The organism is Bacillus altaicus (assembly GCF_042136375.2).
GTDB classification, from domain to species: domain Bacteria; phylum Bacillota; class Bacilli; order Bacillales; family Bacillaceae_G; genus Bacillus_A; species Bacillus_A cereus_U.
In genome coordinates this window covers 1,188,308-1,207,287 of record NZ_CM143394.1, presented here as the reverse complement: position 1 = coordinate 1,207,287, position 18,980 = coordinate 1,188,308, and the positions used below count along the sequence as shown (strand labels likewise).

The following is an 18,980-nucleotide window of genomic DNA, read 5'->3' as shown; positions in this document are numbered from 1 at the left end:
TTCCAAACAATATGAAACAAGTCTTGATGCATGCAAACATGCATCAAGACTCCAAAAATTACAATCTACCTGCTCTATATTTGCGAACTAGTAAAGCAAGTGAACCGAGCAGTAGCACCATATATAAACCAAGTTGTGCTGTATCTGCAGTTTTTGAGTTTTTCTCTTTTTTCGCATCATTATTTGTAGCTTCGTTTTTCTTCTTACCGTCTGCATTTCGGTTAAAATCAGGATTACCTACCGTTTTTACATTATCTACTTTCGGTGTAATCACTGGATTTTTCGGATCATTTTTCGGATCTTTTTTTGGATCCTCTTTAATAGTTCCTACCGCGCCGATATTATTTGTATCAAATTGAATTTGTACATCGTAGAAGTGGTAGTAGTTCATCTCATCAATGTCTACTTTCACTTTTGCATTTAATTTTTTAAATAAATCTTCTACTTCAAATTGTACTACTCGCGTATTTGCATTTTTATCTTCGCTTACTACTTTTGCATCAGCAAAAAGACTATTGTTTTCAGTTTGGAATTTCGTAATCCACGCACTATTTTTCAGCGTCATCTCAATGTATTTTTTACCATCTTTTACGATTAATTTCGCTGGATTTACAGTATAATCATGCATCTTTGAAAGCTCATTTGTTTTGTCTTTTAGCACTTTAAATGGAATATCATATTGACCATCTACTAAATTTTTCGGATCAATTATTACTTTCGGTTTGTCATTTCCACCTTGGTTATCGTTTCCGCCTTGGTTATCGTTTCCGCCTTGGTTACCTAAAGCTTTAATACTATCTTTATCAAATACAAATTGAACATCGTAGAAATGATGATAATTCATTGCATCGATATCTACTTTCACTTTTGCATTTAATTTTTTAAATAAATCATCTACTTCTAATTCTACTACTTTTGTATTTTTTTCTTTATTCTCGCTTAACACGTTAGCGTTAACGAAAGAACCATTCTTCTCAAACTCAAACTTTGTAATCCATGCACTATTTGTTAATGTGAATGATACATATTTTTTCCCATCCTTCACTTTTAATACTGCTGGACTCTTTGTATATGTGTTCATGATTGAGATTTCTTCTGTTTTATCTTTTAAAACTTTAAAACCTATGCTGTATTCACCATCTTTAAGAGCCTTGGGATCAATTGTTGTGTTATTACCTTGGTTGTCGTTTCCGCCTTGGTTATTGTTTCCGCCTTGGTTGTCGTTTCCGCCTTGGTTGTCGTTTCCGCCTTGGTTGTCGTTTCCACCTTGGTTGTCGTTTCCGCCTTGGTTGTCGTTTCCACCTTGGTTGTCGTTTCCGCCTTGGTTGTCGTTTCCACCTTGGTTATCTAACAGCTTAATGCTATCTTTATCAAATGCAAATTGAATATCATAGAAATGATGATAATTCATTGAATCGATGTCCACTTTTACTTTTGCATTTAATTTTTTCGATAAATCTGCTACTTCTACTTCCACTACGCGTGTGTCAGCTTTCGTATCTTCACTTAATACATTCACATCAGTAAACGAACCATTTTTCTCAACTTCAAACTTTGTAATCCAAGAGCTATTCGTTAATGTAAATGATACATACTTCTTACCATTTTTTACTTTTAACACACCTGGACTTTTCGTATATGTGTTCATCATTGAAAGTTCATCTGTTTGATCTTTTAACGCTTTAAAATTAATGCTGTATTCGCCATCTTTAATTGCTTCAACATTTGGTTTCTTATCACCATCTGGCTTTTCTACTTCTGGCTTCTTATCACCATCTGGTTTCTTTTCTTCGTTCTTAATTGGCTCAAGTTTATCTTGATTAAATAGAAGTTGTACTTCATGCGTTTGTTTATAATTTCTTGATGCCACTTCGATAAATACTTTTGTATTTAGTTTTTTAGATAAATCATTCACTTCAAATTCTACTACTCTTGTATTTTTTTCTGTATCTTCACTCACTACTTTTGCATCAACAAATGCACCATCTTTTTCTGTTTGGAAATTTTTAATTGATGCGCTATCTTTTAACGTTACAACCGCTTTTTTCTTACCGCTTTCTACTTTTAATACTCCTGGATTTACCATGTAAGTATTCATCTTAGATTCTTCATCTGTTTGATCTTTTAACACTTTAAATGGAATGCTGTACTCACCATCTTTAATTGTGTTAGAATTTGGTTGTTGATCTGGGTCAGGCTTTTGGTCGGGCTTCTGACTTGGATCCGGTTTTCCATTTGGATCTGGCTTATTAGCTGGGTCCTCTTTTTCATTTGGTTGGTCTACATGAATCGGTGTAATACTATTTTGATCAAATGCAATACGCACATCATAGTCATGATGATAATTTAAAAAGTCAATGTCTACTTTTACTTTCGCATTTAATACCTTCTCTACATCGTCCACATCAAATTCTACGACTCTTGTATCTTTTTCTTTATCTTCACTAATTACATTTGCCGCAACAAACTGACCACTTTTTTCGGTTTCAAACTTTGTAATCCATGAACTATGTTCTAACGTAAAGGATACTTTCTTTTTCCCATTCTTCACTTTTAAAGTTCCTGGACTTACAGAGTATTGATTCATCATTGATTCTTCATCTGATGTGTCTTTAAGTACTTTGAAACCGATGGAATATTCACCGTCAGCTAGTTGACTAGCAGCTTGAACTGCAAGGGGGTGTAATGTTGATACGAATGTAAATATCATTAGACACATTGCAACAACAATCTTAAGATACTTGTTCAATGAAATAACGCTCCTTTATAAAAATCTAATTATTTAACACTGTTCCCATCAAATACAAAGCGAATATCATATGAAGCATTATAATTAATAATTGGGATATTAATTTTCACCTTGCCGTTTAGTTTTTTTGACAAGTCAGCAACTTCAAATTCTACAACTCTAGTATTATCTTTTTTGTTTTCACTTAACACGGTTGTTTCTACAAATTGACCATCTTTTTCTACTTGGAAACTTTTAATAGAAGAACTATCTTTCACTTTAAATGAAACATATTGTTTTCCATTTTTAACTGTTAATGTTGCTGGGCTTTCAAAATAACTATTCATTCTAGATGATTCATCTTTATCGCCTTTCCATACAGTAAAAGCAATATTATATTTTCCATCAGCTAGTTGTGTAGCAGCTTTTGCATCTTGTAAGCCTAGTGTTGCTATAAACGTAAATAAGACAGCAAATACGGCAATAATCATTTTAAATTGTTTAAACATATATTCATCGCCCTTCCAAAGATTTATTTACTTAACTTCACTTTGCGAACTAAGAAAACACCTGAGATTAAAACTAACATGGCAAATAATCCGATACGTGCTTCATCACCTGTTTTTGGGTTATCTGTTTTTTCAGCTTTCCCACTTTCATTTGTTCCTTTGTTTGCATCTTTGTTTGTTTCTTTGCTCTCTTCTTTCTTCGTTTCTTCTTTTACTTGTGTACCTTTTTTAGTTTGATCTTCATTTTTTGTTACAGTAGCTGCTTTATTCTCTCCACCTACTGCTTTTACATTTGCATCAAACGCAAAGCGAATTGTGTAGTTATGGTCATAATTTACGTTAGGTACAACAACATGAATTTTTGCAGCTGCTGGTTTAGATAAGTCGTCTATTTTAAACTCTACAGTTCTTTTATCTGCAGATTCATCTTTACTAACAACTTTTGCATCAACAAAGTTACCGTTCTCTGATGCTTTGAATTCTGTAATCCAAGCACTATGATTCATAGGAATTTGTACTCTCATCTCACCATTTTTTACAATTAACTTAGCTGGTTTTTCAAAATAATCATTTGCCATTGAAGCTGAATCATTTTCCGCTTTTTGTATTACATAGTTAATATCGTAAGTACCGTCAGCTACATTTGCCGAAGCTTGTCCGAATGGCACTACGAGAAAAGCTAGCATACATACAAACGTCATAATAAAAGCGGGTAATACAGAAAACTTTCTCATATCCCTTACTGCCTCCCTATTTCTCATTTATTTTATATTTTTGAAAATGATAATTATTCTCAATATAAAAGAAAAAATAAACGTTCATCTCTATTTCATGCCGAATAAAAATATGTAGTTCGAGATGAAATGATTATCATTCTCATCATAGTTCAAAAAAAATAATCTATCTTTATAACTCCTTATACAAAGAATTATTTATTGAACAAAGATCGTTCGGAACTATGATGATTATCATTCTCAATTGTGTTCAAAAAAATAAACCTTCCTCTACTCTATTATTTTATCACCTCTTCTAGCAAAATAATATAGTCACAGACAAGCCCTTCTCTTCTTTCCCTCTCTTTCCTTCCAATATTTCCATAACTAAATCAATCTTAGCCTAATGACATTTTTTTTGTCAACTATATTATATGTATTTTTTAAATATCTAAATTTCCATACATAGCAGTTTTTCTACAAAATAAGAGACTTTCTTTGAAAGAAAGCCTCTTATTTTTATTTTTCTACAGCAACTTCTCGTTTCTGGAACACAGAAATTACATATCCAATCGTAATTCCAACTATAGCAGGAACTAACCAACCAATCCCTACACTATATAATGGGATTTTATTTAAAATAGGTGTTAGTGCAGCAATTTGAAGATCTGCATTGTGCAATCCATCAAAGAAGCTAATCGCAAATGATCCTACAATACCACCTATATACATCGCTAATGGAAGACGAACGTAGTTTTCAACGAGGGATAATACGATCAGTACGATACCAATTGGATAAATTGCAATTAAAATTGGCAATGCTAATGCATTTAACTGAGTTAAACCAAGATTTGCTACCATAAATGCTAATACACAGAAAATGAAAACAACTTTTTGATAAGAAAGCTTTGGTAATAACGAAGAGAAATATTCTCCACAAGCTGCAACAATACCGACAGAAGTTGTTAAACATGCTGCTGTAATTGCGATGCCAAGTAATAACATTCCGTAATTGCCAAATAAATGAGTCACGACGTTTGTTAAAATAATTCCGCCGTTTGCACCCATTCCAAGCGAAACACTAGAAGCTCCAAGGTAAGCAAGCGCTAAATAAACAAGAAGTAAACCAAGTGCTGCAATAAATCCTGCAAATATTGTTACTTTCGCAATGCTGTTCTTATTTGTAATGCCTTTTGCTTTTAAAGCATTGATCACAACATTTCCGAAAACAAGTGCTGCTAATCCATCTAAAGTTAAATATCCATCAATAAAACCTTTAAAGAGCGGGGCACTATATGCTTCTGTCGGTGCACCAAACTCTCCCATTGGAGTCATAATTGCTTTCGCTACAATAATTGCTATAACAGCTAATAAAATTGGTGTTAATACTTTACCAATACGCCCTACTAATTTCGAAGGGTTTAAAGCTAAATAGAACGTTACCGCAAAGAAAATAAATGTAAAGATGACAAGTGGATAGGCCTGACCAGCTACCTCACTTGGTAAAAATGGTGCAATGCTCATTTCATAAGCAACAGTTCCTGTACGTGGCACACTAACAAATACGCCTAAACATAAATAAATTGCAGTAATGAAAATTAGCGCGAATACAGGATGTACACGTCCTGCTAATTCATTAATGTCTCCCTTTAGAGCTATAACAATAACTCCTAATAAAGGCAGTCCTACACCTGTTACGATAAAGCCAAATAACGCGATCCATACATCTGTTCCAGCACCTTGTCCTAACGCTGGTGGGAAAATCATATTACCTGCACCGAAAAATAGTGCAAATAACATTAAACTTATTGCAAACATCTCAGAAAACTTTAAAGATGATTTCATTTCTACTAACCTCCTGAATAATTATATAATTAACAAAATATTCTGAATTAAAATCCGTCACATATCCTCTTTCAAGCATACTTCCCTATAAAAGAACGCAAAAAACACCCGTCCCTAACAAAGGGACGAGTGTTGAAATCGTGGTTCCACCCTTATTCTAATAAAATGAATTTATAACGAAATAAGCTCATTTTATAGCTCGTGTAAATTGATAACGGTTTTATCCGCCAAGAATTACAATGCATCACGCAGTTCACTCTTGAAGTTTAGAGGTGGTAAGTTTGTCTTTCCGTATTAGGAAGCTCACAGCCTAAGGCTTCCCTCTCTGAGAATCGTCAAAAACAACTCATGTCCTCATCATTACTTTTATAAAATATTTTGTCGAAACTTGTTGTTTTTTATTATATGGGCTATTTTCTAAAAAATCAATAGTTTTATTTTTTCTGACAAAAAAATATAGGGAGAAAACTTTTCTCCCTATAACTGCCCTATTAATATTTCTAATTCGTCAGCTGTAATGTTTCGCCATTTTCCAGATTCTAGTCCATTCAGCTCTATATTCATAATGCGAACTCGCTTTAGCTTTGTTACAGTAAACCCGAAAGCACGACTCATTCTACGAATTTGCCTATTCATTCCTTGCGTTAAAACGATGCGAAATGTAGACTGATCGACTCTCGTCACTTTACATGGCTTCGTCATTCCATCTTTAATCTTTACACCGCTGGACATCTCATCAATAAACCAATCTGTAAAAGGCTTATCGACAGTGACAACATATTCTTTCTCGTGCTCATGATCACCGTGTAAAATTTGATTGGCAATGGCGCCATCATTCGTTAATAAAATGAGTCCTTCCGATGCTTTATCTAATCGTCCAACAGGAAATATTCGCTCTGGGTAATTGATATAATCAATAATATTATCTTCAATATGATCAGCTGCTGTACAAGTAATGCCAACTGGTTTATGAAAGACAATATACACCTTTTCTTTCTCTTCCTTTGCAATAACCTGTCCATCAATCGTTACAACATCACCATCGCTCACGATTGTACCATGTGTACAAATTTCACCGTTAATCGCGATACGTCCTGCTTTAATAAGACGGTCTGTTTCGCGTCTTGAGCAGGACTTTGCTTCGCTTATGTATTGGTTGATTTTCATGTTTTATTCCTTTTCTTATAGATTAAAAGCGTCAATCCATGGCAATATCATTATGCCAAGATTGACGCTCCTTTACTTCGCAAAAACAACTAAATAAATAACCCCAATTACCAAAAACATTCCGCAACAAGCTAACAATACTTTTGCAAGTTTGTCCATAAACATATAATGGTTTCCCCTTTTGTTTGGTTGTTTGCTATTTTAATTCAACAACTGTTACGCCTAGGCCTCCCTCGCCCATGTCACCGTAGCGGTAGGTTTTCACGCCGCGATGTTTCTTCAAGTAATCTTGTACACCTTGGCGAAGCGCTCCTGTTCCTTTACCGTGAATAATTGACACACGAGGATAGCTTGCAAGCTGTGCATCGTCTAAATATTTTTCAACGCGCATCATTGCATCTTCATAACGTTCACCGCGAAGGTCTAGCTCTAACGACACGTGATAATCTCTACCCTTCACACTTGCGACTGCTTTTTTCTCAGTTTGCTTCGGTGTATTAATGTATTCCATATTGGATTCTTTCACTTTCATCTTCAGAATACCAATTTGTACGCTCCACTCTGTATCACTTACTTTTTCAAGCAATTGACCTTTTTGACCGAACGTTAACACTTTTACTTCATCACCTGGTCGTAATTGTTGTTTCGGTGCTGTATTTTTCACATTTACTTTTTGTTTCTTCACAAGCTCTGGCGCTGCCCCTTCTAGACGGCTCTTCGCTTCAATAAGCTCATGGTCTTTCACATTTACAAGCTGTGCTTTACGCAATTGACGAAGTTCATGAATAATGCCTTCTGCTTCTTTCTTCGCAGCTTCGACTTTTTCTTCCCCTTCTTTTTGCGCTTTTAATAATTTTTCATCGCGCTCATCGTTAAATTCAATAATTTGACGCTGTAATTCACGATGAAGTTTTTCAGATTGCTTGCGATGTTCTTCCGCTTCTTTTCGTTCGCGTTCTGCATTTTTTTGGCTTTCTTCTAGCTTTACAATCATATTTTCGATTTTGTTCGTATCTGTACTAATATGGTTACGAGCGCGATCAATAACGCGATCAGACAAACCAAGACGCTTTGAAATTTCAAAGGCGTTACTACGTCCCGGTACACCGATTAATAATTTGTACGTTGGGCTTAATGTATTCACATCGAACTCAACGCTCGCATTAATAACTTGCTCACGATTGTATCCATATGCTTTTAATTCTGGGTAATGCGTCGTTGCAACAACGCGAGCACCACGGTTACATACTTCATCTAAAATAGAAATCGCTAGTGCAGCCCCTTCTTGCGGATCTGTCCCAGCACCTAATTCATCAAATAGGACTAAACTTTCAAAATCAGCTTTTTCTAAAATATCTACAATATTTACCATATGAGAAGAGAATGTACTTAAATTTTGTTCAATCGATTGCTCATCACCGATATCAGCAAAAATATTTTTAAATACACATATCTCTGATTCATCCATTACCGGAATATGAAGACCAGATTGCGCCATTAAGACACAAATACCGACTGTTTTAAGTGTAACGGTTTTACCACCTGTATTCGGTCCTGTAATAACGATTGTTGTGAAGTCTTTACCAAGCATAATGTTATTTGGCACGATAATTTCCGGATCAATAAGCGGATGGCGTGCTTGTTTTAAATCCATGTAGCGTTCATTATTTACGATTGGCTTCGTCGCTTTAATTCGCTTCGCATAAAGAGCTTTTGCAAAAATGAAATCAAGATTTGCAACTACTTCTACGTTTGATAAAACGATATCAGCTTCCACTGCTACTTCTTCCGTTAACATCATTAAAATGCGTTCTACTTCTTGTTTTTCTTTCACACGTGCTTCTTGAAGTGCGTTATTTAATTCCACGATTACTTGCGGTTCGATAAATAATGTTTGTCCAGAAGCAGATTGATCGTGAACAATACCACCATATACGCCGCGGTATTCTTGTTTTACTGGGATTACGTAACGTTCGTTACGAATCGTTACAATTGCGTCTGATAACATTTTTTGTGCGTTTGAAGAACGCGTCATGTTTTCTAATTTCTCACGAATACGGCTTTCCGCAGTACGAATTTGGTTACGAATACCACGCAATTTGTCACTTGCGCTATCGACTACTTCACCGCCGTCACCAATACAATTTGTAATCTTCTTTTCTAAATCATATAAAGGCACAATTTGCGCGACATGTGTTTCTAAAATTGGAAGCTCAACACCGTTGTCAATCATATCATCAATGAAACGTTTCATTTGGCGACTACCGTACATCGTACTTGCGATTTCAATTAATTCATGAGGACTTAACATACTTCCAATTTTCGCACGCTTAATATTGGAACGAATATCAGAAATCCCTCCAAGTGGTACATGTCCTTTTAAACGGATAACTTTCGCTGCCTCATCCGTTGTTTCTTGCAGTTCCACAATCTCTTCAAAATCTGTGCTTGGAACTAAATTCTTCACTCTATCACGACCAAGTGAAGATGCTGTATGTTCAAGTAATTGTTCTTTTACTTTATTGTATTCTAATACACGCAACGTTCGTTCTAACATGTTGCAGGTCCCCCCTGTATTACTTATTACGTTTAATATAGTCTAATAAACGTTCAATATCCCATGTGTTAATCACGTTATCTTTTTGAATCCAACCTTTACGCGCTGCTGCTACACCTGTTTCCATATCTTCTAACATTTCAAGTGTATGGGCATCCGTATTAATCGCTACTTTTACACCAGCATCTTGTGCTTGTTTTAATAATTTCGCACTTAAATCTAAACGGTTTGGATTTGCATTTAATTCTAAAACTGTATTTGTTTCTTTTGCGAGCTGGATTAATAAATCTGTATCTACATCGTAACCCTCACGGCGCCCAAGAAGACGTCCTGTCGGATGGGCAATCATTGTGACATGCTTATTCTCAAGTGCAGTACGAAGTCGTTTCATAATCGTTTCACGGTCTTGTGAGAAGCTAGAGTGAATAGCTCCAATGACATAATCTAGTTCTGCTAATACTTCATCGTCAAAATCAAGTGTTGCATCTGGTAAAATGTCCATTTCGATTCCGCGCAAAATTGTAATGTCTGGATACTTTTCATTCATACGTTCAATTTCTTTCGCTTGCTCGCGAAGACGCTCTTTCGTTAAACCGTTCGCTACTTTCAAGTATTGCGAGTGATCAGTAATTGCCATAAATTTATATCCACGAGCACGACATGCTTGTACCATTTCCTCAATTGAAAAAGCACCGTCACTCCACGTTGTATGCATATGTAAATCACCCTGTATATGAGAGAACTGAATTAAGTTCGGATACTCTTTAATTAATTCAATTTCTTTTCCATCTTCACGCACTTCTGGTGGGATGAATGGAAGGCCAAAGTGGGCGAAGAATGCTTCTTCTGTTTCGAATGTTTTCACTTCACCTGTCTCTAAGATTTCCACACCGTATTCACTAATTTTCTCGCCTCTATCTTTCGCGATTTGGCGCATTTTCACATTATGATCTTTTGATCCTGTGAAATGGTGAAGAGTTGTAATAAATTCTTCTGGTTTTACTAAGCGGAAGTCAATTGAAATATCATATTCATATTGAAGACGAACAGATACTTTCGTATCTCCACTTGCAATCACTTCAATCATATTATCAAATTGTAGTAAATGTTCACGTACTACTGCTGGATCTGTCGTTGCAATGATGAAATCTAAGTCCTTCACTGTCTCACGAACACGGCGTAAACTACCAGCACGTGAGAAACGGATTATTTCAGCAACATTCGACAATTTCTCCTCTATTTCCCCGGCAATAGGCAATACCATCGCAATTGGTAAACGCTCTGGACGAGAGCCTACTTGATCAATTGCTTCTAATATTTTCTCTTCTGTTTTCTTACCGAATCCAGCTAAAGCTTGTACTTTATTTTCTTCACAAACAGCTTTTAACGTTTCCATATCAACGACACCAAGTTCTTTGTATAACTTGGCCACCTTCTTACCACCAAGGCCTGGTAGTTTTAATAGTGGTAATAAACTGCTTGGCACTTCTTTTTCAAGTTCTTGTAGTACTTCAGATGTTCCCGATTCTATATATTCTTGAATAACTGCTGCCGTTCCTTTTCCGATACCTGGAATCTTTGTGAAATCTTCAATTTCAGAAAGACTACGGTCATCACTTTCTAGCGCTGCCGCCGCTTTACGGAATGCAGATATTTTAAATGGATTTGCGCCCTTTAGTTCCATAAACAGGCCGATTGTCTCTAGTAATTTGATAACTTGTTTTTTATTCACTTTCATCATTGCCCCGCCTTTCTTTCATAGAAAAAAACTTCTCTTTCCGAAAAAAGAGAAGTTACACTCTGCTACCTGTCTGCCATAGTTCCTTCACCTTTTCAGAAAGAATCGGTGTATCGTCTACAATTATTTTGCTAATTGATGATTTTTGTAATGGTGTTTGTATTTGTTCAATTGGAAGAATTGATCCAACAATAATTAAGACAAACAGAATGATATACACTTCTAAAAAGCCAAGAAGTGCCCCAGCAACCGCATTGACTTGCTTTAAAACTGGGATTTCTGCAAACATATTCAGTAAATTACCAAGTAGTGAAAGTGCGATTTTTGTAATAATAAATAATACGATAAACGCAATTGCTTGATAGAAGACACCCTCAATATTATTCGCATCTATCCATTCTGGAACAGAAACATTCTTATCAAATGGATACGGAATAATTTTCGCAAGTGCTGGCGCTAAATCTTTACAATACCAGTATGCAACGAGGTATGCGATAATAAAGCTTGTTAACTTTACAAGTTGCAAAATAAATCCTCTGCGTAAACCGAGGAAGAATCCCATAACAAGCAATAAAATGATAATAATATCAATCATGTTTATTCAATTCCTTTTTGTGTCATACTTTCTTTCAATTTCTCATGTTCTTCTTTTAATTTTATGTAATCGTGTATGACGTTTACCGCCGTCAATACCGCTAGTCTACTCGTATCAAGCGAAGGATTCTTGGCATTGAGTTCGCGCATTTTATCATCCACAATCGCTGCTACCATGCGGATATGACTTGTACTTTCATCGCCAACAACTGAATATTGTTGACCATATATTTCTACATTAATTCGACTTTTATTTCCCTTTTGTTGTGACAACTCACCGGCCTCCAATCACGTACAGAATCCTAAAGTTTATCATACCATGAACCATCATAATATGGAAACAGAAAGAACAATCCGATATCATAAAAATAACAACATAAAAAAGGAGCGACCATTTTGTCAAATTCTATCGTAATACAAACAAGTTCTACAGTAATTGAAGACATGAAACAACAATACAAACAAGCACTTAGCCCCAAAATTCCGCAAGGCGGTATCTTTATGGCAAAGGTTCCATCTTGCACAATTACAGCTTATAAATCAGGGAAAGTGATGTTTCAAGGTGGACGTGCTGAAGCAGAAGCTTCTCGTTGGCAAACCGTCTCTCAAACACCAAAATCAGCTGTAAAAAAATCGGTCAATTCACATCGTTATGCGCCGCCCGCTTCCATCGGCACAATGTCTATTTTAGGATCAGACGAAGTAGGTACTGGTGATTATTTCGGACCGATGACAGTAGTTGCTGTATATGTGGATGCGAAGCAAATTCCACTTTTAAAAGAACTCGGTGTAAAAGACTCCAAAAACTTAAATGATGCTCAAATTGCTGAGATTGCAAAACAACTCCTTCACGTTGTTCCTTACAGCTCCCTCGTTCTTCATAATGAAAAATATAACGAGCTATTTGATAAAGGAAACAACCAAGGTAAACTAAAAGCTTTACTACATAACAAAGCAATTACAAACTTACTAGCGAAAATAGCACCTACCAAACCAGAAGGCATCTTAATCGACCAATTTACACAGCCTGATACATACTATAAATATTTAGCGAAACAAAAACAGGTACAACGTGAAGATGTTTACTTCGCTACAAAAGGAGAAAGTGTCCATTTAGCAGTAGCTGCTGCTTCCATTTTAGCTCGTTACTCATTCGTAAAACAATTTGATGAACTAAGCAAAAAAGCTGGTATGCCACTTCCAAAAGGTGCTGGTAAACAAGTTGATATTGCCGCTGCTAAATTAATTCAAAAAGTCGGTAAAGAAAGACTACCTGAGTTTGTGAAAGTGCATTTTGCTAATACAGAGAAGGCGTTTCGGTTACTGAAAAAATAACTACTTTTTAGTATCGACAGGATATGGATGAACTAAACAAGGCGAAAAGAATTGAATTCTTTTCGCCTTTTATGAATGAAAAATGGATAAATAGGATCTCACACGTTCCTATTTTCGCCGCACTTATTCTGTATATCTGTATATTTAAATTTAGTCTGATATATATTCATTTACTATTCACCTAAAAAAGAGAGTCTCCATGACTCCCTTTTTATGTTTAACTTCGTTTCTGCTTCTTATTTGATGAAGGTACTTTATAAGAACCCGTTTCATGCGTAGTCGTTCCTTGTCCTTCCACTTCCGGAGAACCTAAGCTTGATCTAGAATGGTCTGTTTTCACTTTCTTACTCATTACAATCACCCCCAAGATTACTTTTCACTTAAGAGTAAAAAACTATTCAGCATAACCATCTGAACATATACTGGCTACTCTTTTATCCTCCTGTCTGTTTTTCACTAATGTCCCATAGACGTTTTGCGGCATCCTTATCCAAGGCAGCTTCAGACATTTTTCCTATTTGCTTATCGGCATAGTAATAACCACTATGATCAGTAAATTCAGTTGATTCTGCTAGCCATATTAGAGTTTCAGCACCTTTCTCGGGTGTACGAGAGAAAGGTTTCATTGCTGCCATAGTTAAGCGAGCAACTAGACCATTGTCCTGGTTGAAATTCGTAGCCACTAGCCCTGGATCGAAGCTGTATGCACTAACACCCGTCCCCTCCAACCGCTTTGCCAATTCAGCGGTAAATAAAATATTTGCTAGTTTTGATTGAGCATAACGCATTGTAGGACCACCCATGAATTTCTTAACACCACGATAAAGTTGTTCTGCATCTAAATCACCGAAATCAATTCCCTTTTTAGCCATTTTGTGACCGTGAGATGCGGTGGTGATAACACGAGCAGGAGCACTTTCTTTTAAACGCTCCAACAGCAAATTAGTGATTAGGAATGGACCTAAATGGTTAACCGCCCAAGTCATCTCCAAATCGTCCTCTGTAAGCTGCCTTGTTTGAAATAAAGCACCAGCATTATTCACTAATATATCTATTCTCGGACACCTTTCCAAAATATCAGTAGCTACCCGGCGTATAGATTGTTGGGAAGCCATATCAGCTAAAAATAGATCTATCATCACATCCCCATTCGTTACATCCTTAATTTGAGCAATAGCAGCATTCGCTTTTTCCTCGTTACGTGCAATGATTCCTAGTTTGGCACCGCGCTCTGCAAATGCCTTAGCTGCCGCTAATCCAATACCACTTGTTGCACCAGTAATCACCACATACTTGTCATGCAGTGTCCACTTTGTATGACTTGGAATCTCCCCCATTGTACAAAAACCCCTTCCCTTGCCCATAAATATTTCATTCGTTTTACTATATGTGAGATATGAACGAACCTATGAAAAACATTTTTCCAAACAAAAAAAGCGAGAGCAGTTGCTCTCGCTTTTTTCATCTTAAAACTCTGAAGAACCTGGAGTTCTTGGGAATGGAATTACGTCACGGATGTTAGCCATACCAGTGATGTACATTAGGAAGCGCTCGAAACCTAGACCGAATCCAGCGTGTTTTGTACCGCCGTATTTTCTAAGTTCTAAGTACCACCAGTAGTCCTCTTCGTTCATACCTAATTCTTTAATTCTGTCTACTAAAACGTCCATTCTTTCTTCACGTTGGCTACCGCCGATTAATTCGCCGATGCCAGGAACTAGAAGGTCAGTAGCTGCTACTGTTTTACCATCTTCGTTCATACGCATGTAGAATGCTTTAATGTCTTTCGGATAGTCAGTTACGAATACAGGGCGTTTGAAGATTTCTTCTGATAAGTATCTTTCGTGCTCTGTTTGTAAGTCAATACCCCATTCTACTGGGTATTTGAATTCAGCACCTGATTCTTGAAGTACTTTAATTGCTTCTGTATAAGTGATGCGACCGAAGTCAGAGTTGATTACGTTGTTCATGCGCTCTAGAACTGTTTTATCAACGAAGCTGTTGAAGAAGTCCATTTCTTCTGGTGCATGCTCTAGTACGTATTTCATTGCATATTTCAGCATATCTTCTGTAAGATCCATTACATCGCCTAATTCAGCGAATGCAATCTCAGGCTCAACCATCCAGAACTCCGCTGCATGGCGAGTTGTGTTTGAGTTTTCTGCACGGAATGTAGGTCCGAATGTGTACACATCACGGAACGCTAACGCATAAGCTTCAGCATTCAGCTGTCCACTTACTGTTAAGTTTGTTTCTTTGCCGAAGAAGTCTTTTGATTCGTCAACTTGTCCGTCTTCACCTTTAGGTACGTTATTTAAATCTTGCGTTGTTACGCGGAACATTTCGCCTGCACCTTCTGTATCACTACCAGTGATAATTGGTGTGTGAACATGTACAAATCCACGCTCTTGGAAGAATTGGTGAATTGCAAATGCTGCGATAGAACGCACGCGGAATGTTGCAGAGAATGCATTTGTTCTTGGACGTAAGTGAGCGATTGTACGTAAGTATTCAAACGTGTGACGCTTCTTTTGAAGTGGGTAATCAGAATCTGATAAGCCCTCGATATCAATTTTTTCTGCCTTAATTTCAAATGGTTGCTTCGCTCCAGGTGTTGCAATTACTTTACCTTCTACTTTAACTGAAGAGCTTAGTGGAAGCTTTGCAATTTCTTTGAAGTTCTCTAATTCTGTATCGAAAACGATTTGAACACCTTTGAAGAAGCTACCGTCGTTTAATTCGATGAAACCAAATGCTTTTGAATCACGTAAGTTACGAATCCAACCCGATACTTGTACTGTTTGATCTGCGTATTTATCTGTATCTCTATACAGACTTTTTACTAATGTGTTTTCCATAGTAAAATTCTCCTTTACTCATATATTTAAATACAAAAAAACCTTTCATCCATAAAGGGACGAAAGGTTAAACTTCGCGGTACCACCCAATTTGTCATAAAGACCAACTTTAACTCGTATGTAATACATACTTCCCGGTTTGTAACAGGCCGGATTCCCGTCTAAGTCTACTCTTGAATACAAGTTTCAATTTCGGTTAGCAACTCCAAGGTGTTCTTCACATATACCGCCTCATCAGGCTCTCACCGTCCCTGACTCGCTTTGGATTATAGTATATACTACTTTTCCTTATCATCGTCTTTCGTTTTGTTAAACTAAAATTAATGTACTACATTCGAGGGAAAGATGCAAGATGTCAAAAAATATATCAGCGATTTTTATAATATATCAATCGTAACTCCAAATATATCGGCGATTTTTGTAATATATCGACTTACCGACATTTTCCGACAATCGTGCCATAAAAAAATTGCCGGACTTAATCCGGCAATTTCTCATTACTTACGTAACTCCGCACCAAATTTCTCTTCTACCGCTGTTAATACACGGCTATGTGCTTCTGTTACTTCTTCGTCTGTTAATGTACGTTCTGCATCGAAGTAGTTCATAGAGAATGCAAGTGATTTCTTGCCTTCTTCCATTTTTTCACCTTCGTATAAGTCGAATAGTGTTACTTCTTTTAGAAGTTCTCCGCCAGCTTCAGCAATTACTTGCTTCATTTCACCAGCTTTTGTTTCTGTTGTTACTACAACAGCCATATCACGTGTCATAGATGGGAAACGTGGAATTGCTATGTAGTAAGTTTCCTCAGCGTCTGCACCGAATACTTTTGCAAGAGATAATTCGAATACGAATGTATTTTTCACATCTAATTGTTTTTCTGTTTCCGGGTGCAATTGACCGATGAATCCGATTGCTTCACCATCTAATACGATGTCAGCTGTACGGCCTGGGTGCATACCTTCACGTTTTGCTGGTGCATAAGTGATTTGGTTTGCAACGCCAAGTACGTCGAATAATCCTTCTAACACACCTTTAACAACGAAGAAGTCTACAACTTTCTTCTCACCTTGCCACGCATGGTGAAGAGCAAGACCTGTCATAACACCTGCAAGATGTTGTTCTTCTTTCGGAAGTTCTCCTGCTTCTGTTGGTAAGAAGATAGAACCTACTTCATATAATGCAACGCTGTCGTTTTTACGTGCAACATTGTATGAAACTGCTTCTAACAATTGTGGCACTAAGCTTAAACGAAGTTGGCTACGCTCTTCGCTCATTGGAAGCGCAAGATTGACAGGAGCTTTTTCGTTTGGCTCAACCATATATTGTTTCGCTTTGTCAGCGCTTGTTAATGAATATGTGATTGCTTCATATAAACCAGCACCTTCTAGGAAGCGGCGTACTTTACGACGTTTCGTTTGTGCTGATGTTAATTTACCACGTGTCATTGTTCCAGATGGTAATGTAACTGGAATGTGATCATAACCGTATAGACGGCCCACTTCTTCTACTAGGTCTTCTGAAATTGTAATATCAGGACGACGTGCCGGTACATTCACATGGAATGTTCCTTCTACTTCTGTGAATGGGAATTTTAAGTTTGTGAACATTGTACCCATTTCACTCGCAGAAATATCCGTACCTAATACACGGTTTACTTTTTCAGCAGTAACAGATACTGTACGTTCTTGTACTTGTAAGTTATCAGCTTCTACTACACCTTCAAGTGCTTCTCCGCCAGCGTATTTTGCCATTAAAGCAGCTGCATGTTGAATCGCTTCAAATGTACGTGTTGGATCGATTCCTTTTTCAAACCGTGCACTTGATTCGCTACGAAGACCTAAGTCTTTTGATGTACGGCGCACTGTTTGACCTGCAAAGTATGCAGACTCAATTAGAACGTTTACTGTCTCGCTATCAACTTCAGAATCCGCCCCGCCCATTACACCAGCAACAGCTAAAGCTTTTTCACCATTTGTAATAACAAGGTGGTGGCTTTGTAATTTACGCTCTTGATCATCTAATGTTTGAATCTTTTCGTCTTCTTTAGCTAGACGAACAACGATTTCTTTTGAACCTAATTTATCGTAATCGAATGCATGTAACGGTTGACCGTATTCCATTAAAATGTAGTTTGTAATATCAACTACATTACTAATTGGACGAATGCCAGCTGCCATAAGGCGAGTTTGCATCCACATTGGTGATGGGCCAATCTTTACGTTCTTCACCATTTTTGCAATGTATAACGGGTTTTCTTCTTTCGCTTCTACACTTACAGAAATGTAATCAGCTGTTTTTTCTGCTGATTCTTGTAAGTTGATAACTGGAAGTTTCACTTCACGGCCGTAAATAGCAGCTACTTCATATGCAACACCTAACATGTTTAAGCAATCTGCACGGTTTGGTGTTAAACCAAGCTCAAGCACTTCATCATGTAAGTTTAAAATTTCAAGTGCATCTGCACCAACTTCAGCATCACTTGGGAAGATGAAGATACCGTCTGCATATTCTTTCGCAACGAATTTCCCATCAATACCAAGCTCTTGAAGAGCACAAACCATACCGTGAGAAGCTTCCCCGCGTAGTTTTGCTTTTTTAATTTTGAAGTTACCAGGAAGTACAGCGCCAACTTTTGCAATTGGTACTTTTAAACCTTTTGCAATATTAGCAGCTCCACAAATAATTTGAACTGGCTCTTCTTCACCAATATCGATTAAGCATTTGTTTAATTTATCAGCTTCTGGGTGTTTTTCACATTCTAATACGTGACCAACTACAACACCTTTTACACCTTTATTTAATACTTCAACACCTTCTACTTCAATACCACTTTTCGTGATTTTGTCTGCTAGTTCTTGTGCTGTTACATCTTTAATATCTACATACTCTTGTAACCAACGATATGATACGAACATATTTATCCTCTCCTTCCC

The 18,980-nt window shown here is 36.9% G+C and carries 14 protein-coding genes and 2 other annotated features; of the genes, 1 reads left to right on the top strand and 13 read right to left on the bottom strand.

Annotation, left to right across the window (positions count from 1 at the left end; all coding sequences use genetic code 11):
* Positions 1–58: 58 nt before the first annotated feature.
* The 9 genes from ACE38F_RS06330 to zapA form a co-directional block, all read right to left on the bottom strand.
* A complete protein-coding gene (locus ACE38F_RS06330) occupies positions 59–2,749 on the bottom strand; it encodes an NEAT domain-containing protein (RefSeq protein ID WP_462782398.1) in 2,691 nt (896 codons plus the stop codon).
* 29 nt (positions 2,750–2,778) lie between these two features.
* A complete protein-coding gene (locus ACE38F_RS06325) occupies positions 2,779–3,237 on the bottom strand; it encodes an NEAT domain-containing protein (protein ID WP_098499721.1) in 459 nt (152 codons plus the stop codon).
* Positions 3,238–3,260: 23 nt separating this feature from the next.
* Positions 3,261–3,971 carry a heme uptake protein IsdC gene (gene isdC / locus ACE38F_RS06320; RefSeq protein ID WP_215554352.1) on the bottom strand — a complete coding sequence of 237 codons (711 nt, stop codon included), beginning with the start codon at positions 3,969–3,971 and terminating at the stop codon, positions 3,261–3,263.
* 498 nt (positions 3,972–4,469) lie between these two features.
* Positions 4,470–5,795 (bottom strand): branched-chain amino acid transport system II carrier protein BrnQ6, encoded by a 1,326-nt coding sequence (gene brnQ6, locus ACE38F_RS06315; RefSeq protein ID WP_375369962.1) that lies wholly within the window; start codon positions 5,793–5,795, stop codon positions 4,470–4,472.
* 118 nt (positions 5,796–5,913) lie between these two features.
* Positions 5,914–6,165, bottom strand: a binding site (T-box leader).
* A 107-nt stretch (positions 6,166–6,272) separates the two neighbouring features.
* Positions 6,273–6,962: a 23S rRNA pseudouridine(2604) synthase RluF gene (locus ACE38F_RS06310; RefSeq protein ID WP_215554354.1), complete on the bottom strand. Its 690-nt coding sequence runs from the start codon at positions 6,960–6,962 to the stop codon at positions 6,273–6,275.
* 196 nt (positions 6,963–7,158) lie between these two features.
* Positions 7,159–9,519 (bottom strand): endonuclease MutS2, encoded by a 2,361-nt coding sequence (locus tag ACE38F_RS06305; protein WP_375369964.1) that lies wholly within the window; start codon positions 9,517–9,519, stop codon positions 7,159–7,161.
* Positions 9,520–9,538: 19 nt separating this feature from the next.
* Positions 9,539–11,257, bottom strand: a complete 1,719-nt coding sequence (gene polX / locus ACE38F_RS06300; RefSeq protein ID WP_215554356.1) for a DNA polymerase/3'-5' exonuclease PolX — start codon at positions 11,255–11,257, stop codon at positions 9,539–9,541.
* A 55-nt stretch (positions 11,258–11,312) separates the two neighbouring features.
* Complete coding sequence (locus ACE38F_RS06295; protein ID WP_002015450.1) at positions 11,313–11,852, bottom strand: CvpA family protein; 540 nt, start codon at positions 11,850–11,852, stop codon at positions 11,313–11,315.
* A gap of 2 nt (positions 11,853–11,854) precedes the next feature.
* Positions 11,855–12,124: a cell division protein ZapA gene (gene zapA, locus ACE38F_RS06290; protein WP_002112165.1), complete on the bottom strand. Its 270-nt coding sequence runs from the start codon at positions 12,122–12,124 to the stop codon at positions 11,855–11,857.
* Positions 12,125–12,247: 123 nt separating this feature from the next.
* Here zapA and rnhC point away from each other — a divergent pair, with 123 nt between their 5' ends.
* Positions 12,248–13,186, top strand: coding sequence for a ribonuclease HIII (gene rnhC, locus ACE38F_RS06285; protein WP_204208444.1), 939 nt, complete (start codon positions 12,248–12,250; stop codon positions 13,184–13,186).
* A gap of 217 nt (positions 13,187–13,403) precedes the next feature.
* On the opposite strand, the gene ACE38F_RS06280 is transcribed toward rnhC, so the two are convergent.
* From ACE38F_RS06280 to pheT, 4 genes are all read right to left on the bottom strand, one after another.
* Positions 13,404–13,538, bottom strand: coding sequence for a YuzL family protein (locus ACE38F_RS06280; protein WP_002112167.1), 135 nt, complete (start codon positions 13,536–13,538; stop codon positions 13,404–13,406).
* Positions 13,539–13,620: 82 nt separating this feature from the next.
* Positions 13,621–14,523: an SDR family oxidoreductase gene (locus ACE38F_RS06275; protein WP_085312480.1), complete on the bottom strand. Its 903-nt coding sequence runs from the start codon at positions 14,521–14,523 to the stop codon at positions 13,621–13,623.
* A 129-nt stretch (positions 14,524–14,652) separates the two neighbouring features.
* On the bottom strand, positions 14,653–16,044 hold the full coding sequence (gene asnS / locus ACE38F_RS06270) for an asparagine--tRNA ligase (protein ID WP_002034242.1): 1,392 nt from the start codon (positions 16,042–16,044) through the stop codon (positions 14,653–14,655).
* 52 nt (positions 16,045–16,096) lie between these two features.
* Positions 16,097–16,348, bottom strand: a binding site (T-box leader).
* A gap of 193 nt (positions 16,349–16,541) precedes the next feature.
* Positions 16,542–18,962, bottom strand: a complete 2,421-nt coding sequence (gene pheT, locus ACE38F_RS06265; protein WP_375369966.1) for a phenylalanine--tRNA ligase subunit beta — start codon at positions 18,960–18,962, stop codon at positions 16,542–16,544.
* Positions 18,963–18,980: the final 18 nt, after the last annotated feature.

Coding starts and splice junctions, on each gene's coding strand:
- ACE38F_RS06325 (WP_098499721.1), bottom strand. CDS start 3,237: ATGTTTAAACAATTTAAAATGATTATTGCCGTATTTGCTGTCTTATTT.
- isdC (WP_215554352.1), bottom strand. CDS start 3,971: ATGAGAAAGTTTTCTGTATTACCCGCTTTTATTATGACGTTTGTATGT.
- brnQ6 (WP_375369962.1), bottom strand. CDS start 5,795: ATGAAATCATCTTTAAAGTTTTCTGAGATGTTTGCAATAAGTTTAATG.
- ACE38F_RS06310 (WP_215554354.1), bottom strand. CDS start 6,962: ATGAAAATCAACCAATACATAAGCGAAGCAAAGTCCTGCTCAAGACGC.
- ACE38F_RS06305 (WP_375369964.1), bottom strand. CDS start 9,519: ATGTTAGAACGAACGTTGCGTGTATTAGAATACAATAAAGTAAAAGAA.
- polX (WP_215554356.1), bottom strand. CDS start 11,257: ATGAAAGTGAATAAAAAACAAGTTATCAAATTACTAGAGACAATCGGC.
- ACE38F_RS06295 (WP_002015450.1), bottom strand. CDS start 11,852: ATGATTGATATTATTATCATTTTATTGCTTGTTATGGGATTCTTCCTC.
- ACE38F_RS06280 (WP_002112167.1), bottom strand. CDS start 13,538: ATGAGTAAGAAAGTGAAAACAGACCATTCTAGATCAAGCTTAGGTTCT.
- ACE38F_RS06275 (WP_085312480.1), bottom strand. CDS start 14,523: ATGGGGGAGATTCCAAGTCATACAAAGTGGACACTGCATGACAAGTAT.
- asnS (WP_002034242.1), bottom strand. CDS start 16,044: ATGGAAAACACATTAGTAAAAAGTCTGTATAGAGATACAGATAAATAC.
- pheT (WP_375369966.1), bottom strand. CDS start 18,962: ATGTTCGTATCATATCGTTGGTTACAAGAGTATGTAGATATTAAAGAT.